At 58.9% G+C, this 23,222-nt stretch carries 16 protein-coding genes and 1 pseudogene; 6 read left to right on the top strand and 11 right to left on the bottom strand.

Features of this window, described 5'->3' with window-relative positions; genetic code table 11:
* Nucleotides 1-2: 2 nt before the first annotated feature.
* A complete protein-coding gene (locus tag CU102_RS29240) occupies nt 3-956 on the bottom strand; it encodes an alpha/beta fold hydrolase (RefSeq protein WP_106714491.1) in 954 nt (317 codons plus the stop codon).
* A 186-nt stretch (nt 957-1,142) separates the two neighbouring features.
* Nucleotides 1,143-1,571, bottom strand: a complete 429-nt coding sequence (locus CU102_RS29235) for an antifreeze protein (protein WP_106714490.1) — start codon at nt 1,569-1,571, stop codon at nt 1,143-1,145.
* A 295-nt stretch (nt 1,572-1,866) separates the two neighbouring features.
* Here CU102_RS29235 and CU102_RS29230 point away from each other — a divergent pair, with 295 nt between their 5' ends.
* Nucleotides 1,867-2,337, top strand: a complete 471-nt coding sequence (locus tag CU102_RS29230) for an Hsp20 family protein (protein ID WP_106714489.1) — start codon at nt 1,867-1,869, stop codon at nt 2,335-2,337.
* Nucleotides 2,338-2,384: 47 nt separating this feature from the next.
* On the opposite strand, the gene CU102_RS29225 is transcribed toward CU102_RS29230, so the two are convergent.
* Nucleotides 2,385-3,428, bottom strand: a complete 1,044-nt coding sequence (locus CU102_RS29225; RefSeq protein WP_106714488.1) for a threonine aldolase family protein — start codon at nt 3,426-3,428, stop codon at nt 2,385-2,387.
* 432 nt (nt 3,429-3,860) lie between these two features.
* On the opposite strand from CU102_RS29225, the gene gltB reads away from it, so the two are divergent.
* Both gltB and CU102_RS29215 read left to right on the top strand, forming a co-directional pair.
* Entirely contained in the window at nt 3,861-8,579 is a 4,719-nt protein-coding gene (gltB, locus tag CU102_RS29220; RefSeq protein WP_106714528.1) for a glutamate synthase large subunit, read from the top strand.
* Nucleotides 8,580-8,691: 112 nt separating this feature from the next.
* Nucleotides 8,692-10,146 (top strand): glutamate synthase subunit beta, encoded by a 1,455-nt coding sequence (locus CU102_RS29215; protein WP_106714487.1) that lies wholly within the window; start codon nt 8,692-8,694, stop codon nt 10,144-10,146.
* Between the two features lie 182 nt (nt 10,147-10,328).
* Here CU102_RS29215 and CU102_RS29210 read toward each other — a convergent pair whose 3' ends face one another.
* Both CU102_RS29210 and CU102_RS29205 read right to left on the bottom strand, forming a co-directional pair.
* Nucleotides 10,329-11,567 (bottom strand): SGNH/GDSL hydrolase family protein, encoded by a 1,239-nt coding sequence (locus CU102_RS29210; protein ID WP_106714486.1) that lies wholly within the window; start codon nt 11,565-11,567, stop codon nt 10,329-10,331.
* Between the two features lie 104 nt (nt 11,568-11,671).
* Entirely contained in the window at nt 11,672-12,865 is a 1,194-nt protein-coding gene (locus CU102_RS29205; protein WP_483428631.1) for a lytic murein transglycosylase, read from the bottom strand.
* A gap of 503 nt (nt 12,866-13,368) precedes the next feature.
* Here CU102_RS29205 and galU point away from each other — a divergent pair.
* Both galU and CU102_RS29195 read left to right on the top strand, forming a co-directional pair.
* Nucleotides 13,369-14,271, top strand: a complete 903-nt coding sequence (gene galU / locus CU102_RS29200; protein WP_106714484.1) for a UTP--glucose-1-phosphate uridylyltransferase GalU — start codon at nt 13,369-13,371, stop codon at nt 14,269-14,271.
* Nucleotides 14,272-14,383: 112 nt separating this feature from the next.
* A pseudogene (locus tag CU102_RS29195) lies at nt 14,384-15,936 on the top strand (acetolactate synthase large subunit).
* Nucleotides 15,937-15,972: 36 nt separating this feature from the next.
* On the opposite strand, the gene CU102_RS29190 reads toward CU102_RS29195, so the two are convergent.
* A complete protein-coding gene (locus tag CU102_RS29190; RefSeq protein ID WP_166648528.1) occupies nt 15,973-17,631 on the bottom strand; it encodes an outer membrane beta-barrel protein in 1,659 nt (552 codons plus the stop codon).
* A 254-nt stretch (nt 17,632-17,885) separates the two neighbouring features.
* On the opposite strand from CU102_RS29190, the gene CU102_RS29185 reads away from it, so the two are divergent.
* A complete protein-coding gene (locus tag CU102_RS29185; protein ID WP_106714482.1) occupies nt 17,886-18,881 on the top strand; it encodes a KpsF/GutQ family sugar-phosphate isomerase in 996 nt (331 codons plus the stop codon).
* A gap of 186 nt (nt 18,882-19,067) precedes the next feature.
* On the opposite strand, the gene CU102_RS29175 is transcribed toward CU102_RS29185, so the two are convergent.
* From CU102_RS29175 to CU102_RS29155, 5 genes are all read right to left on the bottom strand, one after another.
* Nucleotides 19,068-19,301 carry a DUF1902 domain-containing protein gene (locus tag CU102_RS29175; protein WP_106714481.1) on the bottom strand — a complete coding sequence of 78 codons (234 nt, stop codon included), beginning with the start codon at nt 19,299-19,301 and terminating at the stop codon, nt 19,068-19,070.
* An 80-nt stretch (nt 19,302-19,381) separates the two neighbouring features.
* Nucleotides 19,382-19,840 (bottom strand): NfeD family protein, encoded by a 459-nt coding sequence (locus CU102_RS29170; RefSeq protein WP_106714480.1) that lies wholly within the window; start codon nt 19,838-19,840, stop codon nt 19,382-19,384.
* An 18-nt stretch (nt 19,841-19,858) separates the two neighbouring features.
* Nucleotides 19,859-20,857 (bottom strand): SPFH domain-containing protein, encoded by a 999-nt coding sequence (locus CU102_RS29165; RefSeq protein WP_106714479.1) that lies wholly within the window; start codon nt 20,855-20,857, stop codon nt 19,859-19,861.
* A 112-nt stretch (nt 20,858-20,969) separates the two neighbouring features.
* A complete protein-coding gene (gene hemH / locus CU102_RS29160; protein ID WP_106714478.1) occupies nt 20,970-22,019 on the bottom strand; it encodes a ferrochelatase in 1,050 nt (349 codons plus the stop codon).
* A 102-nt stretch (nt 22,020-22,121) separates the two neighbouring features.
* Nucleotides 22,122-23,189, bottom strand: a complete 1,068-nt coding sequence (locus tag CU102_RS29155; protein ID WP_106714477.1) for a cyclic nucleotide-gated ion channel — start codon at nt 23,187-23,189, stop codon at nt 22,122-22,124.
* Nucleotides 23,190-23,222: the final 33 nt, after the last annotated feature.

Raw genomic sequence — 23,222 nt, 5'->3', positions numbered from 1 at the left:
TCTTACAGCGACTCGCCCCCGGTTCCTGGGATGAACGCATCGAAAGCCGCGAAGAACTGCTCGCGGTAGAAATCCTGTTCCTGCAGGATTTCATGCTTTGAACCGTCGATGGTCAGCAGCGTGGTGTTACGCAGCTGCAGCGCATAACGCTCGATCGCCGGCGTTGATACGACACTATCCATACCCGCGGCGATGATCAGCATCGGTATCCGTATCGCATCGATGAAATCCGGGCGGCTGACCTTCTTGATGGCGGCCGCGGCAGCCACGATCCAGCTTGCCGTTGGTCCACCGATGGCAAGTTCCGGCGCCTGCTCGAGAACGTCCACGTTGCGCAGATAGCGTACCGCATCTGAAGTCACTTCGTTGACTTCAAAGGCCTTTATGGAATGCGCTCCGCCGAGCATGTAGGTCTTGCCCAGACCGGTTGACCGCAGAGTGTTGGCCGCGATTCGCGCTGCAATCTTTCTGGCACGGCTGCCGGTAATGTCGAGCAGCGGAGCTGTCAGCACCATTCGCCGGACACGGTTGGAAAGAGCCGGCGCCGCCAGCAACGCCACCAATGCCCCTGTCGAATGGGCAAGAATGTAGTAGGGACCACGGCAATCGGGCAAAAGTACAGATTCGAACAGCTGCTCAAGGTCTGCCGCATATTGATCAAAGCTTTTCACATAGCCGCGCGCCGGATCCCGCAAGAGGCGGCTGGAGGCACCCTGGCCACGCCAGTCGAAGGTCGCCACGGTAAAGCCGCGGGTGGCAATGTCGCGGGCCGTCTCGAAGTATTTTTCGATGCATTCGTTCCGGCCCTGGAGGATAAGCACGGTTCCCTGTACGGGATGGGTACTCGCAGGCGTAATCCCGTAGCGCAATTCCTTGCCGTCAGCGAGATTTAGGGTTTCGACGCGCGTCCCGGGCGGAAGGGGGTTGGATGCGGTTTCGACAAGCGGTCGGATCATTTGATCGGGTCAATCCTCATCTTTGGCTCGCCGACTTCAGCTCTTTCTCTGATAAAATGCGCGGATACAAAGGTCAAACCGGGGATCGCAAAAAGAATGACCGGAAACTCTGTCGAGAGCTTCCGGTCAGCACGTTCCGGGCGGAAGGGACGTTACACCCGGAACGATTCGGCTTTTTTGAACTCATCAGTAAGCCGGGTTTATTTCGATGCTGAAACCATTGCGACGCTCGGCGTAACGATCACCACCCATGCGGCGAGTTTCGAGAATTTCGCCACGGCGTGAAACAACCACGAGTACGGGTGCACCGCGACGCGAAGCTCTTACAAAATACCGGCCACGCTCGAAATCGACATCACGAACCCTGTAGCCGCGGCGCTCGAGCATCCGGCTAACATCGCGCGGACCAAACCGGTCACGGCGGTCGTAACGATCACCGTGGTAACCGTCATCATAGTAGCGGCGATCCTGAACCAGGTAGCCATCTGCTTCGCCACGGTTGTCGAGATAGATCGGTGATTCGTCCCGGTAATAGCGGTCGTCAGCCATTGCCGAAGCGGCAAAGCCAGTGACGAGAAGCGCCGTGGCGGTCAGTGCAAGAACGGTTTTTTTCATTCTGTTTGTCCTTTGTGATGTCGGATCGTTTCCAACCTTGAGTGCAGTTATAGATGCATCGAGGTGAACGTATTCCGAAGATGATGTTCATTTTGCGTTCATCCACAGGGCCGCGACACCTCGATTGCGCGCGCGAATGCTGCTGAACAAAAACCCTTGAAAACGAAGTTTGGCCTAACCAAATAGCTGTTGTGACCGCCATATCGGGGTCACTGGTTCATCGGGACTTGCCTCTATGGGAGTCTTTCAAGGAACCAAAACACGCAAACATTGTCGCTCAAAGGAGGGCTAAACCATGCGTCACGTTGATTTTTCCCCACTCTACCGTTCAACCGTCGGTTTTGACCGGCTTTTCACGATTCTTGATAGTCTCGCTCAGCCGGAAGGCGCCCAGACCTATCCGCCTTATAATATCGAGCGGACCGGCGAGAACGCTTACCGCATCACCATGGCAGTTGCCGGGTTCTCAGAGGATGAAATCCAGATCGAGGCTCATCGCAATCAGCTCAAGGTGACCGGCGAAAAGAGCACCGAGAACTCCGATGAAAATGCCGAGACGCTTTACCGCGGTATTGCTTCACGCGCTTTCGAACGCCGTTTCCATCTTGCCGATTTCGTCGAGGTCAGCGGTGCCAGCCTGAAAAACGGCCTGCTGCACATTGATCTCAAGCGCGAAATTCCTGAAGAGATGAAGCCGCGCAAGATTGCCGTGACTTCCCTGTCCGACAAGGAAGCCAAGCAGATCGAAGCGAAAGCTGCAAACTAAGCGGTCTACGCAGTGAGCGAAGAAAGCGGCGCGAAAGCGCCGCTTTTTTATGCGATGAGCTCGCCAAAGCGGTCAATCTCCTCGGGAAGAGTAGCAAAGCTGGTGACGAGCCGCGTCAGCGTTTCGCCTTCGCCGACAAGATGGCTTTCCGAGGCCGGCGCGTTCTGGTCGTAGAAAAGTGCTCCATGGTCACGCAATTTTGCTGCGGTCGTGTTTTTCATGATGGCGAAAATTTCATTGCCGCGCGGCTCCCAGGCCAATCGGACATTGCCGGATGCGGCAATGCGGTCAGCCATGCGCCCGGCCATGGTGTTGGAATGCCTTGCCAGATCCAGCCACAGGTTATCTTCGAAGTACGCCTCGAACTGAGCGGCGATGAAGCGTGACTTTGAGAAGAGCTGCGCCGCCCGCTGGCGAATGTAGGGAAAAGCCTCAGCGCCTGCCGGATCCATGAAAACCAGTGCTTCGGCGCACCAGCAGCCATTCTTTGTCCCGCCAAACGACAGGATATCGATGCCCTGCCGCCAGGTCATATCTGCCGGGGAACAGCCGAGCGAAACCAATGCGTTGGCAAAGCGGGCGCCATCCATGTGCAGGGGCAGTCCGTTTTCGCGGCAAACCGCGGAGATTCCGGCGATTTCACCGGGTTCGTAAAGCGTACCGCTCTCGGTCAGCTGCGTGATGGATACCGCCATCGGCTGACCTGCGCGGACGTTATTATAGCCAGCCATTGCTTTCTTGAGATTGTCCACTTCGATCCGCCCTAGCGGTCCGTCGACCGGGTGCAGCCGGGCACCGCCGGACAGATATTCCGGTGCTCCGCCTTCATCCGCGATTGTGTGCGCTTCGCGATGCGCGAAGGTGACACCGCCGGGCTTGGCAACACTGGCCTGTGCCAGCGAATTGGCCGCAGTGCCCGTGGCGACGAAGAAAACCGCGACTTCACGTTCAAAAATCTCGTTGAACCTTTGCTCGACGACTTTATCCAGGTTGCTCGTACCGTAGGCACTTGCAAAACCGCTTGCATGCTTGTTCAGATTCTCTGCGATTTTCGGATGGGTTCCGGCCCAATTATCGGAAGCAAAATGCATGAAAGTAACCTCGGGTTTCGAATTGCGCGGACAGGCATACGCCTTTAGCCCGGGGGTGAAAAGGCAACCAAAAATCCTGGTTATGTGGAACACTCTGTTTTCCCTTGAATTTTTAGCGAAAACCTCATGTTTCGAAACGAACGGGATACTTTTGGTGCATTTTGCGCAATGATATTTCGCAGAATGCTGATATTTTTTGCTTTTCCATCTTGTTTGTTTGGAGTAATTCTGGCATACGACAATAAGACAGCAATGCTGTCCTAATTTGCGCAAGCTGAAAGCAGGACGGTAAGCAAACGTGCTTCCGTGCTTATAGTGGTGACCGCAGCCTGCAATCGGAAGATATGCCGCACCGAAGCGGGACTGGAATTATGCTATTCCGTCCCATGAAATGATGACCGCCCGCAACGGGCTCAAATGGAGGAATTGACGATGACGGATTTGACGCCATCTGTAACGACTGAACTCGCTCAGGCCGTGCAGACTCGTGCGGTCAAAACCAATAAATCGTCCGGCATTCCCACCCGACAAGGCCTTTATGACCCGCGCAACGAGCACGACGCCTGCGGCGTTGGCTTTGTCGCGCATATGAAGGGCGTCAAGTCACACAAGATCATTGAAGACGGGCTGTTCATGCTCGAAAACCTGACCCATCGTGGCGCCGTTGGCGCCGATCCCCTGATGGGCGATGGCGCCGGCATGCTCGTGCAGATTCCGGATGCGTTCTTCCGTGCTGAATGGGCGGAGAAGGGCGTCGAGCTGCCTCCCGTCAACCACTATGCCGTCGGCTACCTGTTCATGCCGCAGGATCCTGACGAGCGGGCCCATATCGAAACCGTGATTTCCGAGGTTATCGCTTCGGAAGGCCAGTCGCTGATCGGGTTCCGCGACGTCCCCGTCGACAACTCGTCCTTGTCGAAGGCGCCGCACATCGCTGCCACCGAGCCGTATCACCGGCAGGTATTCATCGGCCGCAACCCCAACATCGAAACGAACGAAGATTTCGAGGGCAGGCTGTTTGTTCTGCGCAAGGTGATCTCGAACCGCATCTACCAGGAGAATGGCGGCAAGGAGAGCGATTTCTATGTCGTCTCCATGTCGGCGCGGACAATCGTCTACAAGGGCATGTTCCTCGCCTACCAGGTCGGTGCCTACTACAAGGACTTGAAGGATCCGCGTTTCGAAAGCGCGGTGGCGCTGGTGCATCAGCGGTTTTCGACCAACACCTTCCCGTCGTGGAAGCTGGCGCATCCATACCGCATGGTCGCCCACAACGGTGAAATCAACACGCTGCGCGGCAACGTCAACTGGATGGCGGCGCGCCAGGCTTCGGTCGATTCTGAATATTTCGGCAATGACATCTCCAAGCTCTGGCCAATTTCCTATGAGGGCCAGTCGGATACGGCATGCTTCGACAATGCTCTGGAATTCCTGTTCCAGGGCGGGTACTCGCTCGCCCATTCGATGATGATGCTGATCCCCGAAGCGTGGTCGGGTAACAAGCTGATGTCCGATGACCGCAAGGCATTTTACGAGTATCACGCCGCGCTCATGGAGCCGTGGGATGGTCCGGCAGCTGTTGCCTTCACCGATGGCCGCCAGATCGGCGCGACGCTTGACCGCAACGGGCTGCGCCCCGCCCGCTATATCGTTACCGACGACGACTTCGTCATCATGGCTTCGGAAGCAGGCGTGCTGCCTGTGCCTGAAGAGAAGATCGTCAAAAAGTGGCGGCTCCAGCCGGGCCGCATGCTGCTCATCGACATGGAAAAGGGTGAGATCGTCTCCGACGATACCATCAAGTCGGAGATCGCCAACCGCCATCCCTACACGAAGTGGCTGAAGAACACGCAGCTCATTCTGGAAGAATTGAGCCCAGTGGAGCCCCGTGCGCTGCGCAAGGATGTGAGCCTACTCGATCGTCAGCAGGCCTTCGGCTACACGCAGGAAGATACGCGCCTGCTGATGGCGCCAATGGCAACGACGGGCCAGGAAGCCATTGGCTCGATGGGCACCGACACGCCGATTTCCGCGATGTCGGACAAGTCGAAGCTGCTCTACACCTATTTCAAGCAGAACTTTGCGCAGGTCACCAACCCGCCGATCGATCCGATCCGCGAAGAACTGGTGATGAGCCTCGTATCGTTCATCGGCCCGCGCCCGAACATTTTCGACCTGGTTGGTTCGTCGCGCCGCAAGCGGCTCGAAGTGCGCCAGCCGATCCTGACCAATGGCGATCTCGAAAAGATCCGTTCCATCGGACATACGGAAGACCGGTTCGATACCAAGACGCTGGATACGGCCTATAACGTAGACGAAGGTGCTGCCGGCATGGCCGGTGCGGTCGAGCGGTTATGCGACCGTGCGGAAGCTGCTGTGCATGGCGGTTATAACATCATCATCCTGTCCGACCGACAGGTTGGGCCGGACCGCATACCAATCCCGGCGCTGCTCGCGACTGCGGCAGTTCACCATCACCTGATCCGCAAGGGCCTGCGGACATCGGTTGGTCTTGTGGTTGAATCGGGCGAGCCGCGCGAAGTGCATCATTTCTGCTGCCTTGCCGGTTATGGTGCGGAAGCGATCAATCCCTATCTCGCCTTCGATACGCTGCTCGACATGCACAAGCGCGGAGAGTTCCCGCCTGAAGTTGATTCAAAGGAAGTCGTTTCGCGCTATATCAAGTCTATCGGCAAGGGCATCCTCAAGGTCATGTCGAAGATGGGCATCTCGACCTACCAGTCCTATTGCGGCGCGCAAATTTTCGACGCGGTCGGTCTGAAGTCGGCGTTTGTCGACCGGTTCTTCTTCGGAACGGCGACGACCATCGAGGGCGTTGGTCTCGAGGAAGTGGCGGAAGAGACGGTTCGACGTCACCGCGATGCCTTTGGCAATGATCCGGTGCTCGCCAGCACGCTGGAAATCGGTGGTGAATATGCGTACCGCATGCGCGGAGAAGCGCATCTCTGGTCGCCGGATGCCGTTGCGAAGTTGCAGCATGCAGTCCGGACGGATTCGCCGAGCACGTTCAAGGAATATTCCGACATGGTGAACAGCCAGTCGGCGCGGGCGAAGACCATTCGCGGCCTCTTCAACATCAAGATGGCCTCCGATACGGGACGCAAGCCTGTCTCGATCGATGACGTCGAGCCTGCGAAGGAGATCGTCAAGCGGTTCTCGACCGGCGCGATGTCCTTCGGTTCGATCAGCCGCGAAGCCCATACGACGCTCGCCGTGGCCATGAACCGGATCGGCGGCAAGTCGAACACCGGCGAAGGCGGCGAGGAGCCCGATCGGTTCTACCCGCTGCCCGATGGTAAGCCGAATCCTGAACGCTCGGCGATCAAGCAGGTGGCATCGGGCCGTTTTGGCGTGACGACGGAATATCTCGTCAACTCCGACATGATGCAGATCAAGGTCGCGCAGGGTGCCAAGCCCGGCGAAGGCGGTCAGCTGCCTGGTCATAAGGTAGATGCGACCGTTGCGAAAACCCGCCATTCGACGCCGGGCGTCGGCCTCATTTCGCCACCGCCGCACCATGACATCTACTCCATCGAAGATCTGGCGCAGCTCATCTACGATCTGAAGAACGTCAATCCCGAGGCGGATGTCTCGGTCAAGCTGGTTTCGGAAGTCGGCGTCGGCACTGTTGCTGCCGGCGTTGCCAAGGCACGTGCCGATCATATCACCATCTCGGGCTATGACGGCGGAACGGGCGCGTCGCCGCTCACCTCGCTCAAGCACGCGGGTAGCCCATGGGAAATGGGTCTGGCAGAGACGCAGCAGACGCTGGTTCTCAATGGCCTGCGCTCGCGCGTGGCCCTGCAGGTCGATGGCGGTCTGCGGACCGGGCGCGATGTCATCATCGGTGCGTTGCTTGGAGCCGACGAGTTCGGCTTCTCGACCGCGCCGCTGATCGCCGCCGGTTGCATCATGATGCGCAAGTGCCATCTCAATACCTGCCCTGTCGGTGTCGCTACGCAGGATCCTGTCCTGCGCAAGCGCTTCAAGGGCACGCCTGAACATGTCATCAACTTCTTCTTTTACATGGCGGAAGAAGTGCGGCAGTTCCTGGCTGAGATGGGATACACGAAGCTTGAAGAGATCGTCGGCAAGGCCGAACTGCTCGAGAAGCGCGACATGATCGATCACTGGAAGGCCAAGGGCCTCGATTTCACCCGCATCTTCCACAAGCCGGAAGCACCCGAGAACAAGATCCGCTGGACGGAACGTCAGAACCACCCGATCGTCGATATTCTCGACCGCAAGCTGATCGAGCAGGCCAAGACTGCACTCGAAAGCAAGATTCCGGTCAAGATCGAGATGGATATCAAGAATGTCGATCGTTCAGCCGGTGCGATGCTGTCAGGTGAAGTGGCCAAGCGCTATCGGCACAAGGGCCTCAAGGAAGATACGATCTCGGTAAAGTTCCGCGGAACGGCCGGACAGTCCTTCGGAGCGTTCTTGGCACGCGGGATTTCGTTCGATTTGATCGGTGACGGCAATGATTATGTCGGCAAGGGTCTTTGCGGCGGCCGTATCGTCATCCGCCCGCCCGAAGAGACGAAGATCGTACCGGAAGACTCTATCATCGTCGGCAACACCGTGCTTTACGGGGCCATCGAGGGTGAAGCCTATTTCCGCGGCGTGGCCGGTGAGCGTTTCGCCGTTCGTAACTCCGGCGCCATCGCTGTCGTCGAGGGTACGGGCGACCATGGCTGCGAGTACATGACTGGCGGCGTTGTCGTCGTCATCGGCCAGACTGGCCGCAACTTTGCGGCAGGCATGTCCGGCGGTGTCGCCTATGTGCTTGATGAGGCAGGCGATTTCGCCCAACGTTGCAACATGGCGATGGTCGAACTCGAGCCGGTTCCGGAAGAGGATGACATCCTTGAGAAGCTGCACCATCACGGTGGTGACCTGGCGCACAAGGGACGTGTCGATGTGTCGGCCAATATGACCCGTCACGACGAGGAGCGGCTTGTGCAGCTCATTTCGAACCACATGCACTATACAGGTTCGGGCCGGGCCAAGGAAATTCTCGACAATTGGGAAACATTCCGGCCGAAATTCGTGAAAGTCATGCCGGTTGAATATCGCCGCGCGCTCGAAGACATGGAGCGCATGCGGATGGGTGTCGCAGCCGAATAAGTCAACATACTCCATGCTTCGAGCGTCAAGATGATGCTCGGCATGGGGTGAATGCTGCCCAAAAACCCGCGCGGGAATGGGTGGCCCTCCGAGAGGCGAGGGGAGCAGTTTTATGGGTAAGGTTACAGGTTTTCTAGAGATCGACCGGCAGGTTGGCAAGTATCAGCCGGCTTCGGACCGTATCCGGCACTTCCGGGAATTCACAATTCCCATGTCGGACAGCGAGGTCAAGAAGCAGGCAGCACGCTGCATGGATTGCGGGATTCCGTTCTGCCACGGACCGACGGGATGCCCGATCCACAACCAGATTCCAGACTGGAACGACCTCGTCTACAATGACAACTGGGATGAGGCGATCCGCAACCTGCATTCCACCAACAATTTTCCCGAGTTTACGGGGCGAATCTGCCCGGCTCCCTGCGAGGAAGCGTGCACGCTGAACCTCGAGGACGTGCCGGTGTCCATCAAGACGGTGGAGCAGGCGATTGCCGACAAGGCCTACGAAAAGGGCTTCATCATCCCGCAACCGGCTGCATCCAAGACCGGCAAGAACGTTGCAATCATCGGCTCCGGGCCGGCCGGTCTTGCGGCGGCGCAGCAACTTGGCCGCGCAGGACATGAAGTCCACGTCTATGAACGCGAGAGCCGTCCGGGCGGACTGCTGCGTTACGGCATTCCGGACTTCAAGATGGAGAAGCACTTCATCGACCGGCGCGTTGCTCAGATGGAAGGTGAAGGCGTTACCTTCTTCTGCGGGGTCAATGTCGGAATTGACAAGCCAGTTCAAGAACTTATCGATAGTTACGACGCGGTCCTCTATTGCGGCGGGGCGGAAACGCCGCGTCCGGCGGGCATCCCTGGCGGCGAGTTCGAAGGCGTGCATGACGCCATGCACTATCTCGTGCAGCAGAACCGCCGCATCGGCCGTGAGAACATTGAATCGGTGGCATGGCCGAGCGATCCGATCGTCGCCTCGGGAAAGCACGTCGTGGTTGTAGGCGGTGGCGATACGGCGTCCGACTGCGTCGGCACGGCGTTTCGTCAGGGAGCTGTAAAGGTGACCCAGCTCGACATTCGTCCGCAGCCGCCGGAGAAGGAAGACAAGCTCAGCGTCTGGCCATACTGGGCGACGAAGATGCGCACGTCGTCCTCGCAGGCCGAGGGCGCGGATCGCGAATTCCAGGTCGCAACGCTTGAATTCATTGGAGAAAACGGCACGCTGACCCACGTCAAGTGCTGCGAGGTGGATGAAGCACGCAAGCCGGTCGCCGGGACCGAGTTCTTCATCAAGGCAGACCTTGCCTTTATCGCCATCGGCTTCTCCGGGCCATTCGAGAACAGTATCGTCAAGGAACTCAGCGGCTCCCTCGACATGCGCGCCGATCGCCGCGGTAACCGTTCGGTTGCAGCGGACGACAGGAATTACCGCACCAGCGTCGACAAGCTCTACACGGCCGGCGACGTCCGGCGCGGGCAATCGCTGGTTGTATGGGCGATCCGCGAAGGCCGCCAGGCTGCGCAGGCGATCGACACCGCTCTGATGGGAACTTCGGTCCTGCCACGATAAGATTTCAACCGAGCACGTGCAAAAATCACGTGCCGGTTGAAATTCCTGTACCGAATTCGAGGATTCGTGTGCGGAATTCGGCGGTTCTTGTACGATATTGGGATCATTCTGTACGAAGCCTGTGCAGGAAGAGGCGACAACCGTTTAAACCAGGAAATGGCCCCGCCGATCCGCAAATGGTGTCAGCGAACAGCTCCGGTTGTGGGCGTTTCCTCGGGCTTCTTCGGCCAGGAAAAATCATTGACGCGGCCGGGCTGGCTGTCCGGCGCAATGCCGTCGATCACAAGCCGGTCACGTGCGGATTTCTCCGTGGCGGATACGGGACGCGGCGCACCGCCGAGGAGATCGGTGCCACCATCGAGTTCGGGGTCGTTGAGGCTGATCGGAGCGAGCCGGTCAACCTTCACGGGCGGCTGCGGAGTGCCGGGGAGGGCTTGCACCGGCGCACCCGGTTTGATTGCAGCAATCTCGGGCGAGGTTGCATTGCCAAGCATCTGGCGCAACGGCTTTTCCACATAGAAGGCCAGCTTGCGCTTGCCGGCCATTGTCAGGCCGATCCCGTCATTGTTGCGCAGGCGCGCCGTCTGGCCGGAGATGTCGAAACCCGAGAGGGTGAAATTGCCGCTCTGATCGACAAATCCATCCCAAACATCGACAAACTTGCCGTCGGCTTTTTCCGTCGCATTGCGATAAAGCTCATTGAAGGCAAGCACGTCATTGGTGATGTTTTTCGACTTGAATGCAGGCTGGCCAACCCACACGACAGGATTGCCGGTCTTTTTGACCGCTTCGAGAAACGCATTGATGCGCGTCTGATATTCCCTGGTCCACTCATCGGTCAGCAGTGTCTGGCCGCCCATCTGCTGGCGGTCATTGGCCCCAACCATGATGACGACGACAGCCGGCTTTTCAGCTTCAATCAAGCCGCCGATCGATGCTGGCCAGTCGTGATGGTCAGTACGGACGAAACCGGACGAACCGTCCGCCTTGTCGACGACACGGACTCCTGGCGAATCAACGAATGCCGCATCGAGACCTTCCGCCAGATTGCCCGCCATGAAATCGCCGACGACGAGCACGGTCTTCGCATCGGGCAGTTTTTCCGGAATCGCAGGCTGGGCGACCGAGGCAGGCCCGGACGGAGCCCTGTTGGGCGCAGTGGGACGCGGACGGCTGGCGCGCTTTATGGCGCGGTTCTTGGTGGGCGCGCGATATCTCCTCCTGCCATCGTCAATGAGCCTGTCTGTCGGTTCCCGATAGACCTGGCGCGGCCCGAACAGCATATCGAGGATTGTTCTGGCCGCAGCCGTGTCAACGACGACGATGCTGCCGGCAAGACCTAGGACGATTGACAGGCGCGCAAGTGAGAAGGTCGTGCGTGGTTCGACAAGCTCACCATGAGGGGGTTTGGTGGTCTGCATCGGTGATCGCCAACCTTGCACTATCTTGACTCCCTGCAATCAAATCCGCACGTCGTGGTGAGCCCTTGGAACCACCACGACTGTTCTGCGGATCGACGAAGGTCCTACTCTATTTTTTTCCGGATGATCGTCAGCACTTCCTTGCTGGGATGACCATCGGGATCGAGGCCCATCTGCTTCTGGAAAGCCTGGATGGCGTCACGGGAACTACCGCCAATCTTTCCGTCGACCTTGCCGCTATAATAGCCGAGTTCACGCAAATGAGTCTGCAATTCTTCGCGCTCCTTCATGGTGATCGGCGTGAAGGGGCGATTCCAGTCCTGGCGCAGTCCGGAAGCACCGGCGATCTGATCGGCAAGCAGGCCAACACCAAGGGCATACTTGTCCGCATTGTTGTAGTTTTTCAGGACGAAGAAGTTCCTCGTCATCAGGAAAGTCGGGCCATTCCGGCCATCCGGCACTTTCAGCGTTGCCTTCTCACTGCCATGCGGGAAGGCCTTGCCGTTCGCGCGGACGACACCAAGACTTTGCCATTCGGCAATCGTGCGCGTGCCGCTGGGGAATTTACGCCCGGCCGGAAGAACGACCTCATAGCCCCAGGTGCGGCCGGACTGCCAGCCATTCTTGCGAAGCAGGTTGGCGGCGGTTGCCAGCGCATCCGGCACCGAGTTCCAGATATCGCGCTTGCCATTGCCGTCCATGTCGACTGCGTAGGCGAGATAGCTCGTCGGGATGAACTGGGTGTGGCCAAGGGCGCCGGCCCAGGATCCCGTCAGATGGCTGCGATCAATATCGCCCGTCTGCAGGATTTTCATGGCGGCGATGAGCTGCGTACGCGCAAATTTCGCCCGGCGCGGATCGGCATAGGCGAGAGTTGCAAGCGAGCGTACCGCATCGCGCATCACATCATCGCGCTTCATGATCTCGCCGAAATTGGTCTCCATCGACCAGATGGCGAGCAGGATGTTGCGATCGACGCCATAAGACTTTTCAATGGCTCCAAGCCAGCGGCTGTATTTGCGCGCCATTTCGCGGCCCGTTGCCACCGAGTGTTCGTTGACGCGATTATCGAGATAACCCCAGACAGGCTCGGTGAATTCCGGCTGGAACCGTGCCTTCTCCAGCACTTCCGGATCGATCTCCGTCACGCCGGCAAAGGCCCGCTGGTAGGTAGCGGCGGTAATGCCGCTCTTCATAGCCGTTCCACGGAAGTCCGCGATCCAGCTCTGGAACTTTGCATCGGCCGCCGCGTTATTGACCGCACCGGCAAATCCGATGCCCGCAACCGCAGCAACCATCAACATGCGCCTGGCAAAGGCCGATGAACTCCTGATCATGTTCTCTCCTCGAACTGTGTTCCCACATTTTGGGGTCAAACGATAAAATAGGCATGTCAAAGTTAGGAATTGGTTTACCATGCATACGCAAACGAGTGCCATATGGGCACATTAGAGTCCGTTTTGAAATCCTACTGCGGCGGCATCTGACGTCATTTTCTGCGCTTCCGGTGCTCAGCGTACCATACGTACGCTGCGCTCCGGTTCTCGGAATAAGCGCCATCTGCCTCACCGCAGTGATTTTCCAAACGGACTCTTAACAACGGCAACGAATAGTTATTTTACAGTGGTATGTATTTTGGGTCTTTGAAACAAAATTGTCTAGCGCACAACCCTGAATTTCGAACAGATTTTGCAGTGAATTGTGCGCAAATTTGAAGTGTTACTGTGCGCTTGTGCATTCAATAGAGCGTATGGCACAGTAATAAAAATTAGTATTTGAGTGTAACACCTATGAGGTCACGATGACGACAGTCAAGAAAATCCGGAAGGCCGTATTTCCAGTTGCGGGCTTTGGGACCCGCGTTCTTCCCGCCACGAAATCCATCCCAAAAGAGATGCTGACAGTCGTCGACAAGCCGGTCATCCAATATGTGGTGGACGAGGCGCGCGAAGCCGGTATCGAGCATTTCATTTTCGTAACGGGCCGCAACAAGGCCGTCATCGAGGATTATTTCGACGCCCAGTACGAGCTCTACGCCACCCTTGCCGAACGCGGCAAGACCGGACTGCTCGACGAATTGCAAGGCATCCAGCCAGGCCCCGGGACAACGAGCTTTACCCGCCAGCAGGTGCCGATGGGTCTTGGACATGCGGTATGGTGCGCGCGCGATATCGTCGGTGACGAGCCCTTCGCGCTGCTGTTGCCGGACATGATCATGCAGCCGGAGGGCAATGGCTGCCTTGCCGACATGGTCGAGGTCTACAATCAGTCCGGCGGCAACGTGATCGCGGTACAGGAGTGCGATCCTGCCGAAACGCACAAATACGGCATTGTCGGGCAGGGCAAGCCCATCGGCAAAGGGTTCGAGCTGACGGAAATGGTCGAAAAGCCCGCCAAGGGAACGGCACCCTCCAATCTCTACATCAACGGCCGTTACATCCTGCAGCCGGAAATTTTCGGCATTCTGGAGAATCAGGAGCGTGGTGCCGGCAATGAAATCCAGCTCACCGATGCAATGCTGAAGCTGACCAAGCAGCAGGACTTCTTTGGCTATCACTTCAAGGGCCGGACTTACGATACCGGCTCGAAGGAAGGCTTTGTCGAAGCCAATGTCGCCTTCGCGCTGTGGCGCAATGACATCCGCAACGGTGTCATCGACAATATCGGCAACATGCTGAAGACGATCGAGCCAAAGAAGGGCTGATCATGGCCGGGGAGGGATACCAAATGTCTCTCCCCGACCGCTTGCCGGGTTGCGCTTATGCGTCGGTTCTGCAAGGCTCGCTATATTGCAAAGCGGCTGGGGGAGCGTGGCAATGAATGGGGCAGATGCGCTTTGCGACACTCTTCTGGCCAATGATGTAAGGGTGTGTTTCGCCAATCCTGGCACGTCGGAAATGCATTTCGTCGCTGCGCTCGATCGCAAGCCCGAAATGCGTTGCATACTTGGACTGTTCGAGGGTGTCGTTACGGGCGCGGCTGACGGTTACGCCCGAATGACCGGCCGGCCAGCCGCAACCTTGCTCCACACCGGCCCGGGTCTGGCGAACGGTCTTGCCAATCTTCACAATGCCCGCCGCGCCCGAATACCGATGATCAACGTCGTCGGCGATCATGCTTCCTATCATCTTCCCCTCGATGCGCCGCTCACCACCGACATTGAGAGCCTTGCCGCTCCAATGTCGAACTGGGTGCATCGCATAGGTGGTCCAGCCGATGTTGCGCCGGCGGCCGAGGCGGCCTATCGCGCGTCACTCTTGCCTCCCGGCATCGCAACATTGATCCTGCCTGCCGACGCTGCGTGGGGCGAAGTTGCCCCTGCGCCGTCGAAAAGGGTGGTCCTTCCTGCCCCGCCTGAAGTTCCAGCGGATAGGGTGCGGAGAGTTGCCGATGCCATCCGCAGTGCTCCTGGCCGCGTCGGTATTCTTGTCAGCGGGGCCGCTGCACAGGCTGACTCCCTCGAAGTCGCAGGGCAGATCGCCGCGGCGAAGGATGTGCGCCTGTTCAGTGAAGTTCTGGTCGCGCGAATGGCGCGCGGCGTTGGTCGCGTCGCTCCGACTCGGATCCCCTATCCGATCGATGCAGCGATCGAACTGCTCAGCGATATCGACGTGCTGATCCTGGTTGGAGCCCCGGAACCGGTGGCTTTTTTCGCCTATCCCGGCAAGCCCGGGCGCCTCGTCCGCGACGATTGCCAGGTTCTTACCCTGGCGAAACATGGCGAGGATTTGAAGGGGCACTGGAAGGTCTTCGCGATGAACTGGGCGTGACGCGCTCGCAGCCGCAGCCGCGGTCGAGCGCGATGCCGGACGAGCAGGTTCCCGATGGAATGCTGACCGACGACGCGATCGCCGTGATGGTGGCGCGAAAGCTGCCCGAGAATGCGATCGTTTGCGATGAGGCGATTACTTCGGCCCGGCGATTCTTTGCGCTCTCTGCCTTTGCCGCCCCGCATGATTTCCTCATGACGACAGGCGGGGCAATTGGCAACGGGATTCCCCTGGCGACCGGAGCTGCAATAGCCTGTCCGGACAGGAAGGTCTTCAACCTGCAGGCCGATGGAAGCGGCATGTACACTTTGCAGGGACTTTGGACGCAGGCGCGTGAAAATCTCGACGTCGTCACGATTATTTTTTCCAACCGCATATATGCTACCCTGCACATGGAAATGCAGAATGTCGGCGTCGGGCCAATCGGGGAGAACGCACGGCGAATGCTCGATCTCGATCAACCGTCGCTGGATTGGGTGTCGATCGCAAGGGGGATGGGCGTCGAGGCCGCCCGCGCGAACTCCTGCAAAGAGTTTGACGACCTTCTGGACAGTGTCTTGAGGCGTCGTGGCCCGTTTCTGATTGAAGCCGTCATTTGACCATTGACGGCGGGTCTTTCCCGATGATGCGGATGCCTACCTCTGCAGCGTCACACCCATGAAGATGCTGGTTTCTTCGGTCTGGCGGGTGTCGACCTCGCTGTGGGTGAATTCGTGGCGGGCACTGACATCCAGGCCGACGAAACGGTTGAACCAGTAGGTGGTGCCGATTTCGGCGCCGAACCCCTTGTCCCAGCCCGATCCGTCCGTATTGTCGCGAAGCGATCCGATCAGCGTTGCGTGGACATCGAGGTTCGACCGGACCTGGCGTTTTATGCCCAGCGTGCCCTCATAGAATATCGAGCCGCTGTCATCGGGGGCAGTTGCACCCTCTACACGGGTCAAGAGGCCGAGAGTGACATCGGTACCGCGTTGCGGCGACCATTTGAGCGCGCCGTCGACACTGAGGCCATCGATGGCTGCGAGCCTTGGGTCATCGATGTCCTGACGCAGATAGCCGATCGCCAGTTCGCCCGAGAGTTTTTCGGCGATGTCGAGTTCGACGCCGCCCCGCAGCCCGAGGAGCGGTCCCGAACGGCGGAAGCCGTTGACGTCGACCGCTTCGTCGTACATCAGCTTGCCGAGTTCCACTTCGACAAACGGCTTGATGGCCGGCGACATTTCGAAACCGCCGCGCAGGGCTATGCTGGCGAAGGTGTTGTCGCGGTCTCCCTGGCTGACGGTGCTGCCATCGGAGAATTCAGCATTGCCGTAGGTCGTGTGATCGACATTGCCTTTCACATCGGCAAAGAACTTGCCGAACTCGTGGCGCACGCCAAGGCTCCCGTCGAGTTCCTGCACCAGGGGACGATTCGAGGTGCCGACGATGGTCGTTGGGGCGCTCGGGTCTTCCTGGCGGATGCGATAGCCCGCCTCGCCCTTTACGGTGGTGCGCTCGCCAAGGTCGAGCTGGAAGCCGCCGCGCAAGCCAGCATCAGGGGCCGAATATTCTTCGCCCGAGATGGTCTTGTCATAGGTGCCGTCGAAATCGAGAAAGGCTGAATGACGCGACCAATCGGTGGTGGCGCGGGCACGCAGGCGGGTTTCCGACAGCACGGCGCTGCTGCCATCCGAACTGCCGTCGGCGTTGGTCGTAGCGCGAAGGCCGGTGCTGAGCGATGGGCGAAGGGTGACAGTGCCGGCCCTTATGCCGAGCGGTGCAAAAGGTTCGGGGTCCGGGCGTATCGTCCGCCGCTCGATCGCGGGTACCGGGAGATTATCCCTTTCGGCAGCGGCTGCGGGCGGATTGGCTTCCCTGTTCTGCTCGATGGGAGGATTGGAAATCGAACCGGTCTGTTCTTCGTCCAGCCGGTCCTCGACGCCGGCCCTGCGTACGGCGCCGGGGCGCTGGGCCGGAACGGGTACTGTTCCGGCAGCAGGTGCCGCGGATTCCGCATTGAGCCCGCCGCTATTGTCGGCGGGGCCGGATGGTGGTGAGTCATCATCTATGGGTACGCCGAGCAATCCAAGATTGCTGCTGTCATCGTCTTGCGGCAATGCGCCCGGACTGACGGGTTCGTAGGGTCTTGCGGGAATGCCGCTGTCCGTTTGCCGCGCAGGGTTATTGTTGGCGCCGTTCGTCTGATTGGCATTGGTTGTGTTCTGCGCCTGAAGCACGTTTTCCTGGACGGCTCCGCGTAAGGGAGGGGTCTCCTGCGCCGAAGCACTGGACGCAAGCACGGTGCTTGCAAGCAACCCCGTTATCAAACAGATGTTGATCGCAGTCCTGAAGCTGCCGCGGGGCGGCGCTTCGTAACGTGGTTGCCAAGGGTGTATCAACAGGTGTGCCAATCGGTTCGAACATTGCGGGATGGTAAAGAGGCATGGTTAATGACTGGCTAAGGGCCTGTATGGAAACTCACCTGCGGCGGTCATCTGATGCGGTTTTCCGCACGCTCACTTGAACAAAAAATGGACAGCGGGGATGCAAAGCGCTAACGGTTCTCGCCATGCAGGCGATAAACGACACCGAACTGGACAAATCCGCAGCGGTTGATTCCGCAAAACGGACAATTTCAACCGAGAAAGACGGGCTGGCAGCACTCAGCAGGTCGCTTGAAGGCCCCCTGGCAGAAGCCTTCTGCAAAGCCATCGAGAAGATTGCTGCGGTACGCGGCCGTATCATCGTCACTGGCGTCGGCAAGAGTGGCCATATCGGCTCGAAGATCGCCGCGACCTTCGCATCGACGGGAACGCCTGCATTCTTTGTGCATCCCTCCGAAGCCAATCATGGCGATCTCGGCATGATTGCCACGGATGATGCCATCCTCGCGATATCCTGGTCAGGCGATACGGCGGAGCTCAAAGGTATTGTCAGCTATTCGCGCCGCTTCCGTATCCCGCTTATCGCGGTAACTGCCGGCGAGAATTCCGCACTGGCGACAGCTGCCGACGTGGTGCTTTTGATGCCGCGCGTGACCGAAGCCTGTCCGCATGGCCTCGCACCAACCACCTCGACCCTGATGCAGCTGGCAATGGGCGATGCGCTTGCCGTTGCTCTGCTGGAAGCGCGCGGCTTTACGGCACACGATTTCAAGACCTTCCACCCCGGCGGATCGCTTGGCGCGAGCCTGACGCATGTGCGAGAGATCATGCATCGCGGCGACAGGCTGCCGCTGGTGCCGCTTGGAACGCTTATTCCCGACGCGATGAAGGTGCTTTCGGAAAAGCGCTTCGGCTGCATTGCCGTGCTGAACGATGATGAAACGCTGGCCGGGATCATCACCGACGGTGATCTTTCGCGCAATCTTCACCGCAATCTCGTGACGGTGAAGGTTGAGGAGATCATGACGCGCGCGCCGAAGACGGTGCCGCCGACGATGCTCGCAAGCGCGGCACTCGCACTGCTCAACGAGCACAATATCGGCGCGCTGATCGTAACCGAGAACAATTTCCCGATCGGCATCGTGCATTTCCATGATTTGTTGCGGATCGGCGCTGCCTAAAAGTTTTCGGCAGACTTGCTTGTCTTAAGATCGAGTTGGCCGTGTGACGGCTTGGAATATGAATCGGCACAGCAATGTTTTGCTTTGTAATCGGGCTATGCCAGACCTTACCCTTACCCTGACGAACCAAATAACAACCACTCGCCAGCAGAAGCTTCCGCAAACTGCGGTCAAATGCTGGAGCCATCAAGCCGCTTGATCTATTTCGCGCAAAGCAACGATTTGCAAAAATACTGACGAAAGCGGAACGTCGGGATGATTGTCTGGCATGATGTCTACAGTCATGGCAGAGATTTTTTCCAATAGTTCATCAAGCGTTGGCGCGTCAACGGCAACAGGAATGTCGTCGCAATGCCCGGACCAAACCGAGGCCTCTGCATCCCACACTGTCGTGATTGTAAAGATCACAGGTTTCTGCATGACTTGTATCCCGATTACTGGTGCAGCGTACCACAGCCTCGAGGGCGACAGCAAACGAGACAATGGTCCAACGTGAAAGCCTAAGCCGCCTCAACCACCAGCGTTCCGTGATCGATGCCGGTGATGCGCACTTGGCTACCGGCGGCAAGGTCGGGCCCGGTCACCCGCCACAGGCTGTCGCCGACGCGGGCGCGTCCCCTGCCGTTGACCGTTGCTTCCTCGAGCGTCACCACCTGACCGATCAGCTGTTCGCCGCGCCGGTTGAGCAGGGGTTCGTCCGATACGACGTCGGTTGCGCCAATGAGCCTGCGGCCGATGAAGACGGAAATGAGAGAAAGAATCAGGAACAGGACGACCTGCAACTGCCAGCCAAGTCCGAGTGCGTCGCCCAAGAGGATAGAAAGCGCGCCGACGACGAGTGCGGCGATGCCGAACCACAGGAAGAAGATGCCCGGGGCCGCGACCTCGAAAATCATCAGGACCAGGCCGAGGACGATCCAGTTCCAGGGGCCAAGCTCAGCAAAGAGACGTTCCAGCATCGATGCAACTCCTCCAGCTTACGAGGTCGAGCCGGTACCCGGAACGGTCCGTCCGCGTGGGGGCGGCGTTGCCGGGGCGGTAGGGTTGGAGGGCGCATTGTCGCCGAAGGCTTCACGGGCAATGGCGCCAATGCCGCCGAGCGAGCCGATAAGCGATGATGCCTCCATCGGCATCAGAATGACCTTCTGGTTGGGGCTTGTGGCGAATTTGCCAAATGCCTCGGTGTATTTCTGCGCGACGAAATAGTTCAGCGCCTGCACATTGCCTCCACTGATGGCAGCGGAAACGAATTCCGTCGCCTTGGCTTCCGCCTCTGCAAGGCGTTCGCGGCCTTCGGCTTCGCGGAAGGCGGCTTCGCGCTTGCCCTCGGCTTCGAGGATCTGCGCCTGCTTCAGACCTTCGGCGCGCAGGATCTGCGCCGCCCTGGTGCCTTCGGCCTCGAGTACGACCGCACGCTTGTCACGCTCGGCCTTCATCTGGCGGGCCATGGAGTCGAGCAGGTCCTTGGGCGGATTGATGTCCTTGATCTCGACGCGGGTCATCTTGATGCCCCAGGAGTGCGCTGCCTCGTCAACCACTCGCAACAGGCGATCATTGATCGCATCGCGGTTCGACAGGAGTTCGTCGAGCACCATCGACCCCATAACGGTACGGATATTGGTCATGGTCAGGTTGAGGATCGCGTTCTGCAGCCCGCTGACCTGATAGGCGGCCTGCGGTGCATTGAGTATCTGGTAAAAGGCGATGCCATCGACGGCGATGTTGGCATTGTCCTTGGTGATGACCTCCTGCGTCGGAACGTCAAGCACCTGCTCCATCATGTTCAGCTTGGCGCCGATCCGGTCAAAGAAGGGGATGATGAGGCTCAAACCCGGTGCGAGGGTGCGGGTATATTTGCCGAAGCGTTCGATGGTGTAATTGTAGCCCTGCGGGACGGTTTTGACGCCCGCAAACAGAACCACGAACACCAGGATGACGAGGACTGGAATGGTGAAGTCGAAACCGCTGAACGGCATTGTGGTCTCCCCTGGCCGACGACCGCTCGAGCGGCGTCAAACACGTTATCGCCCATTGGCAGGCGAGGCCAAGATAGACGATAGTTCTGATTCGAGCGAGCCCGCCGAGTGGTCAGATCCAGCCCTGCAATTCGCGCCGGACCAGTGTCTCGATAACCTTCATGCCCTCGTCGGAATCGTTGAGGCAGGGGATGTGGGTGAAGTTGACACCGCCATTGTGGTGGAAGATTTCGGCGCCGCCAACGGCGATTTCCTCCAGCGTTTCCAGGCAGTCGGCGACGAAGCCCGGATTGAAGACGGCGACCGATTTGACGCCGTCCTTCGCAAGCTTCTCCAGCGTCTTGTCCGTATAGGGCTGCATCCATTCTTCCGGGCCGAAACGTGACTGGAAACAGCTGATCAGCTTGTCCTCGCTCCAGCCGAGCCGTTCACGCAGCAGGCGCGTGGTTTTCCAGCAATGGCATGGATAAGGATCGCCGCGCTTGAAATAGCTCTGCGGTATGCCGTGATAGGAGGCGATCAGCACTTCCGGCTCGAAGTCGAGCGAGGCATAATGCCTCTCGATCGACGTCGCAAGCGCTTCGATGTAGGTGGCCTCGTCCTGATAGGACGGCACAGTGCGCGTAGCGGGCATGAAGCGCATCTTGATCAAGGCTTCGAAGAACTTGTCGTTGACCGTTGCTGTCGTCGTCGCCGAATATTGCGGGTAGAGCGGGAACATCAGGATGCGTTTGCAGCCCTGTTTGTCCAGCCGCTCCAGCGCCTGTTCGATCGAGGGCTGGCCGTAGCGCATGCCCCAATCGACAATGATTTCAGGATGGGAGGCGAGGGCGGCGCCGAGCTTCTCGCCCTGCGAGCGGGTATAGGTGCGCAACGGCGACTCGTTGCGCTCGCGGTTCCAGATCTTGTCATAAAGCGCGCCGGATTTTTTCGGACGGGTGTTGAGCACGATGCCGTGAAGCACAGGCAGCCAGATTGCGCGTGGCCACTCGATCACGCGTTTGTCGGACAGGAATTCCTTGAGGTAGCGCCGCATCGATTTCTGATCGGTGCCGTCCGGAGTGCCGAGATTGACGAGGAGCACGCCGATCTTCGATGTCTCGATGCGTGGATGGTTTTCCGGCTTTGTTACCGCTTTCAACGCCTCGCCAGAAATCGCCATATCCAAAACTCCACTTCTTCGCGTGGAACCTAGTCAGGACAGGGCTGATTGCAAGAGTGCGAAAGGCCGCATGTTGGTTGGTGGGCTCCGCAGCTCGCTTGCTCAAGATTTTGGTATTGCGCCGCCCCGCTCGGCCGCGGTCTTGCGGATGATGTCTGCGATCTCGGGGCTGCTGCTGGACAGCACCTGGAAATCCACCGAATGCAGCGACAGCAGCGACACCGCAGTCGCGGCGCTGACGGTCGCAGAACGGGGCTCGCCGCTGATCAGGGCCATCTCGCCGAAGAAGCTGCCAGGGCCAAGCTCCACCGGGTTCGCTGTCGCAACGCTGACGCGACCCTCGACGATGAAGAACATCTGGTCACCAGCCTCACCCTTGCGGCAGATGACGGCACCCGCCGGCACGACCCGAGGTCTCAATGACCGCACGATCTCGACGAGCGCGGCCGAGCCAAGCTTCTGGAACAGCGGCACTGCCGCAACCAGTTGCCAATTGCGCACGAAGTCCTGGCGGCGGACTTCCTGGTAGAATCCCGTGGCGAGGATGCCCGCCCACAGCGCGAAGATGCCGATGCCGCTCATCATGACCAACCCCGCCAGTATACGGGCGGCCAAGCTCTGCGGAACGACGTCGCCATAGCCGGTGGTCGACAGGGTGACCACTGCCCACCACATCGCCTGGGGGATGCTGCCGAACTTGTCAGGCTGGACGTCGCGCTCGATGATATAGGCTACCAGCGCTGCACCGAACAGAACGGTGACGAAGATCGAGGTGACGCCGATCAGGTTGCGAGCTTCGTTGGTCAGAACCCTGACCAATACCCGAAGGTAGGTCGAATCGCGTAGCGGCTTTAGCAGCCAGACGGCACAGTATAGAATCTGGTCGCGGGTGCCGACGAACAGGAACGCAGCCATAGGGACCAAGACAGCCAGCACATCGACAGCGATGACCGGCATTCTCTTCCGAACCTCTCTCGCCCGCTGCGAAACCAGCGTCTCGATCAGTTGCAGGAGATAGACCGCCCAGATACCGGCGAGCAAGACCTCCAAAACAAGCCTGGTCCGTCCGGTCAAGTCCGGCGTCGTAAGTGCAGCTACCGCCACCAGGCCGGTCGCGGCAAGCAGCGCGTTCAGCGGCGCAGATATCTTCGAGAAAGGCAGTGCCGACATTTCAACACCCGCCGCACCCAGCGAGCGGCCTAC

Origin of the sequence: Phyllobacterium brassicacearum, from assembly GCF_003010955.1 — a bacterium.
Taxonomy (GTDB): Bacteria; Pseudomonadota; Alphaproteobacteria; order Rhizobiales; family Rhizobiaceae; genus Phyllobacterium; species Phyllobacterium brassicacearum.
Note: the sequence above shows the minus strand (reverse complement) of the source record. Positions and strands in the feature narration are given on the sequence as shown.

Bases quoted from the DNA above. Each gene is read 5' to 3' on its own strand.
- CU102_RS29240 (WP_106714491.1), bottom strand. From the start codon at position 956: ATGATCCGACCGCTTGTCGAAACCGCATCCAACCCCCTTCCGCCCGGG.
- CU102_RS29235 (WP_106714490.1), bottom strand. From the start codon at position 1,571: ATGAAAAAAACCGTTCTTGCACTGACCGCCACGGCGCTTCTCGTCACT.
- CU102_RS29230 (WP_106714489.1), top strand. From the start codon at position 1,867: ATGCGTCACGTTGATTTTTCCCCACTCTACCGTTCAACCGTCGGTTTT.
- CU102_RS29225 (WP_106714488.1), bottom strand. From the start codon at position 3,428: ATGCATTTTGCTTCCGATAATTGGGCCGGAACCCATCCGAAAATCGCA.
- gltB (WP_106714528.1), top strand. From the start codon at position 3,861: ATGACGGATTTGACGCCATCTGTAACGACTGAACTCGCTCAGGCCGTG.
- CU102_RS29215 (WP_106714487.1), top strand. From the start codon at position 8,692: ATGGGTAAGGTTACAGGTTTTCTAGAGATCGACCGGCAGGTTGGCAAG.
- CU102_RS29210 (WP_106714486.1), bottom strand. From the start codon at position 11,567: ATGCAGACCACCAAACCCCCTCATGGTGAGCTTGTCGAACCACGCACG.
- CU102_RS29205 (WP_483428631.1), bottom strand. From the start codon at position 12,865: ATGGTTGCTGCGGTTGCGGGCATCGGATTTGCCGGTGCGGTCAATAAC.
- galU (WP_106714484.1), top strand. From the start codon at position 13,369: ATGACGACAGTCAAGAAAATCCGGAAGGCCGTATTTCCAGTTGCGGGC.
- CU102_RS29185 (WP_106714482.1), top strand. From the start codon at position 17,886: ATGCAGGCGATAAACGACACCGAACTGGACAAATCCGCAGCGGTTGAT.
- CU102_RS29175 (WP_106714481.1), bottom strand. From the start codon at position 19,301: ATGCAGAAACCTGTGATCTTTACAATCACGACAGTGTGGGATGCAGAG.
- CU102_RS29170 (WP_106714480.1), bottom strand. From the start codon at position 19,840: ATGCTGGAACGTCTCTTTGCTGAGCTTGGCCCCTGGAACTGGATCGTC.
- CU102_RS29165 (WP_106714479.1), bottom strand. From the start codon at position 20,857: ATGCCGTTCAGCGGTTTCGACTTCACCATTCCAGTCCTCGTCATCCTG.
- hemH (WP_106714478.1), bottom strand. From the start codon at position 22,019: ATGGCGATTTCTGGCGAGGCGTTGAAAGCGGTAACAAAGCCGGAAAAC.
- CU102_RS29155 (WP_106714477.1), bottom strand. From the start codon at position 23,189: ATGTCGGCACTGCCTTTCTCGAAGATATCTGCGCCGCTGAACGCGCTG.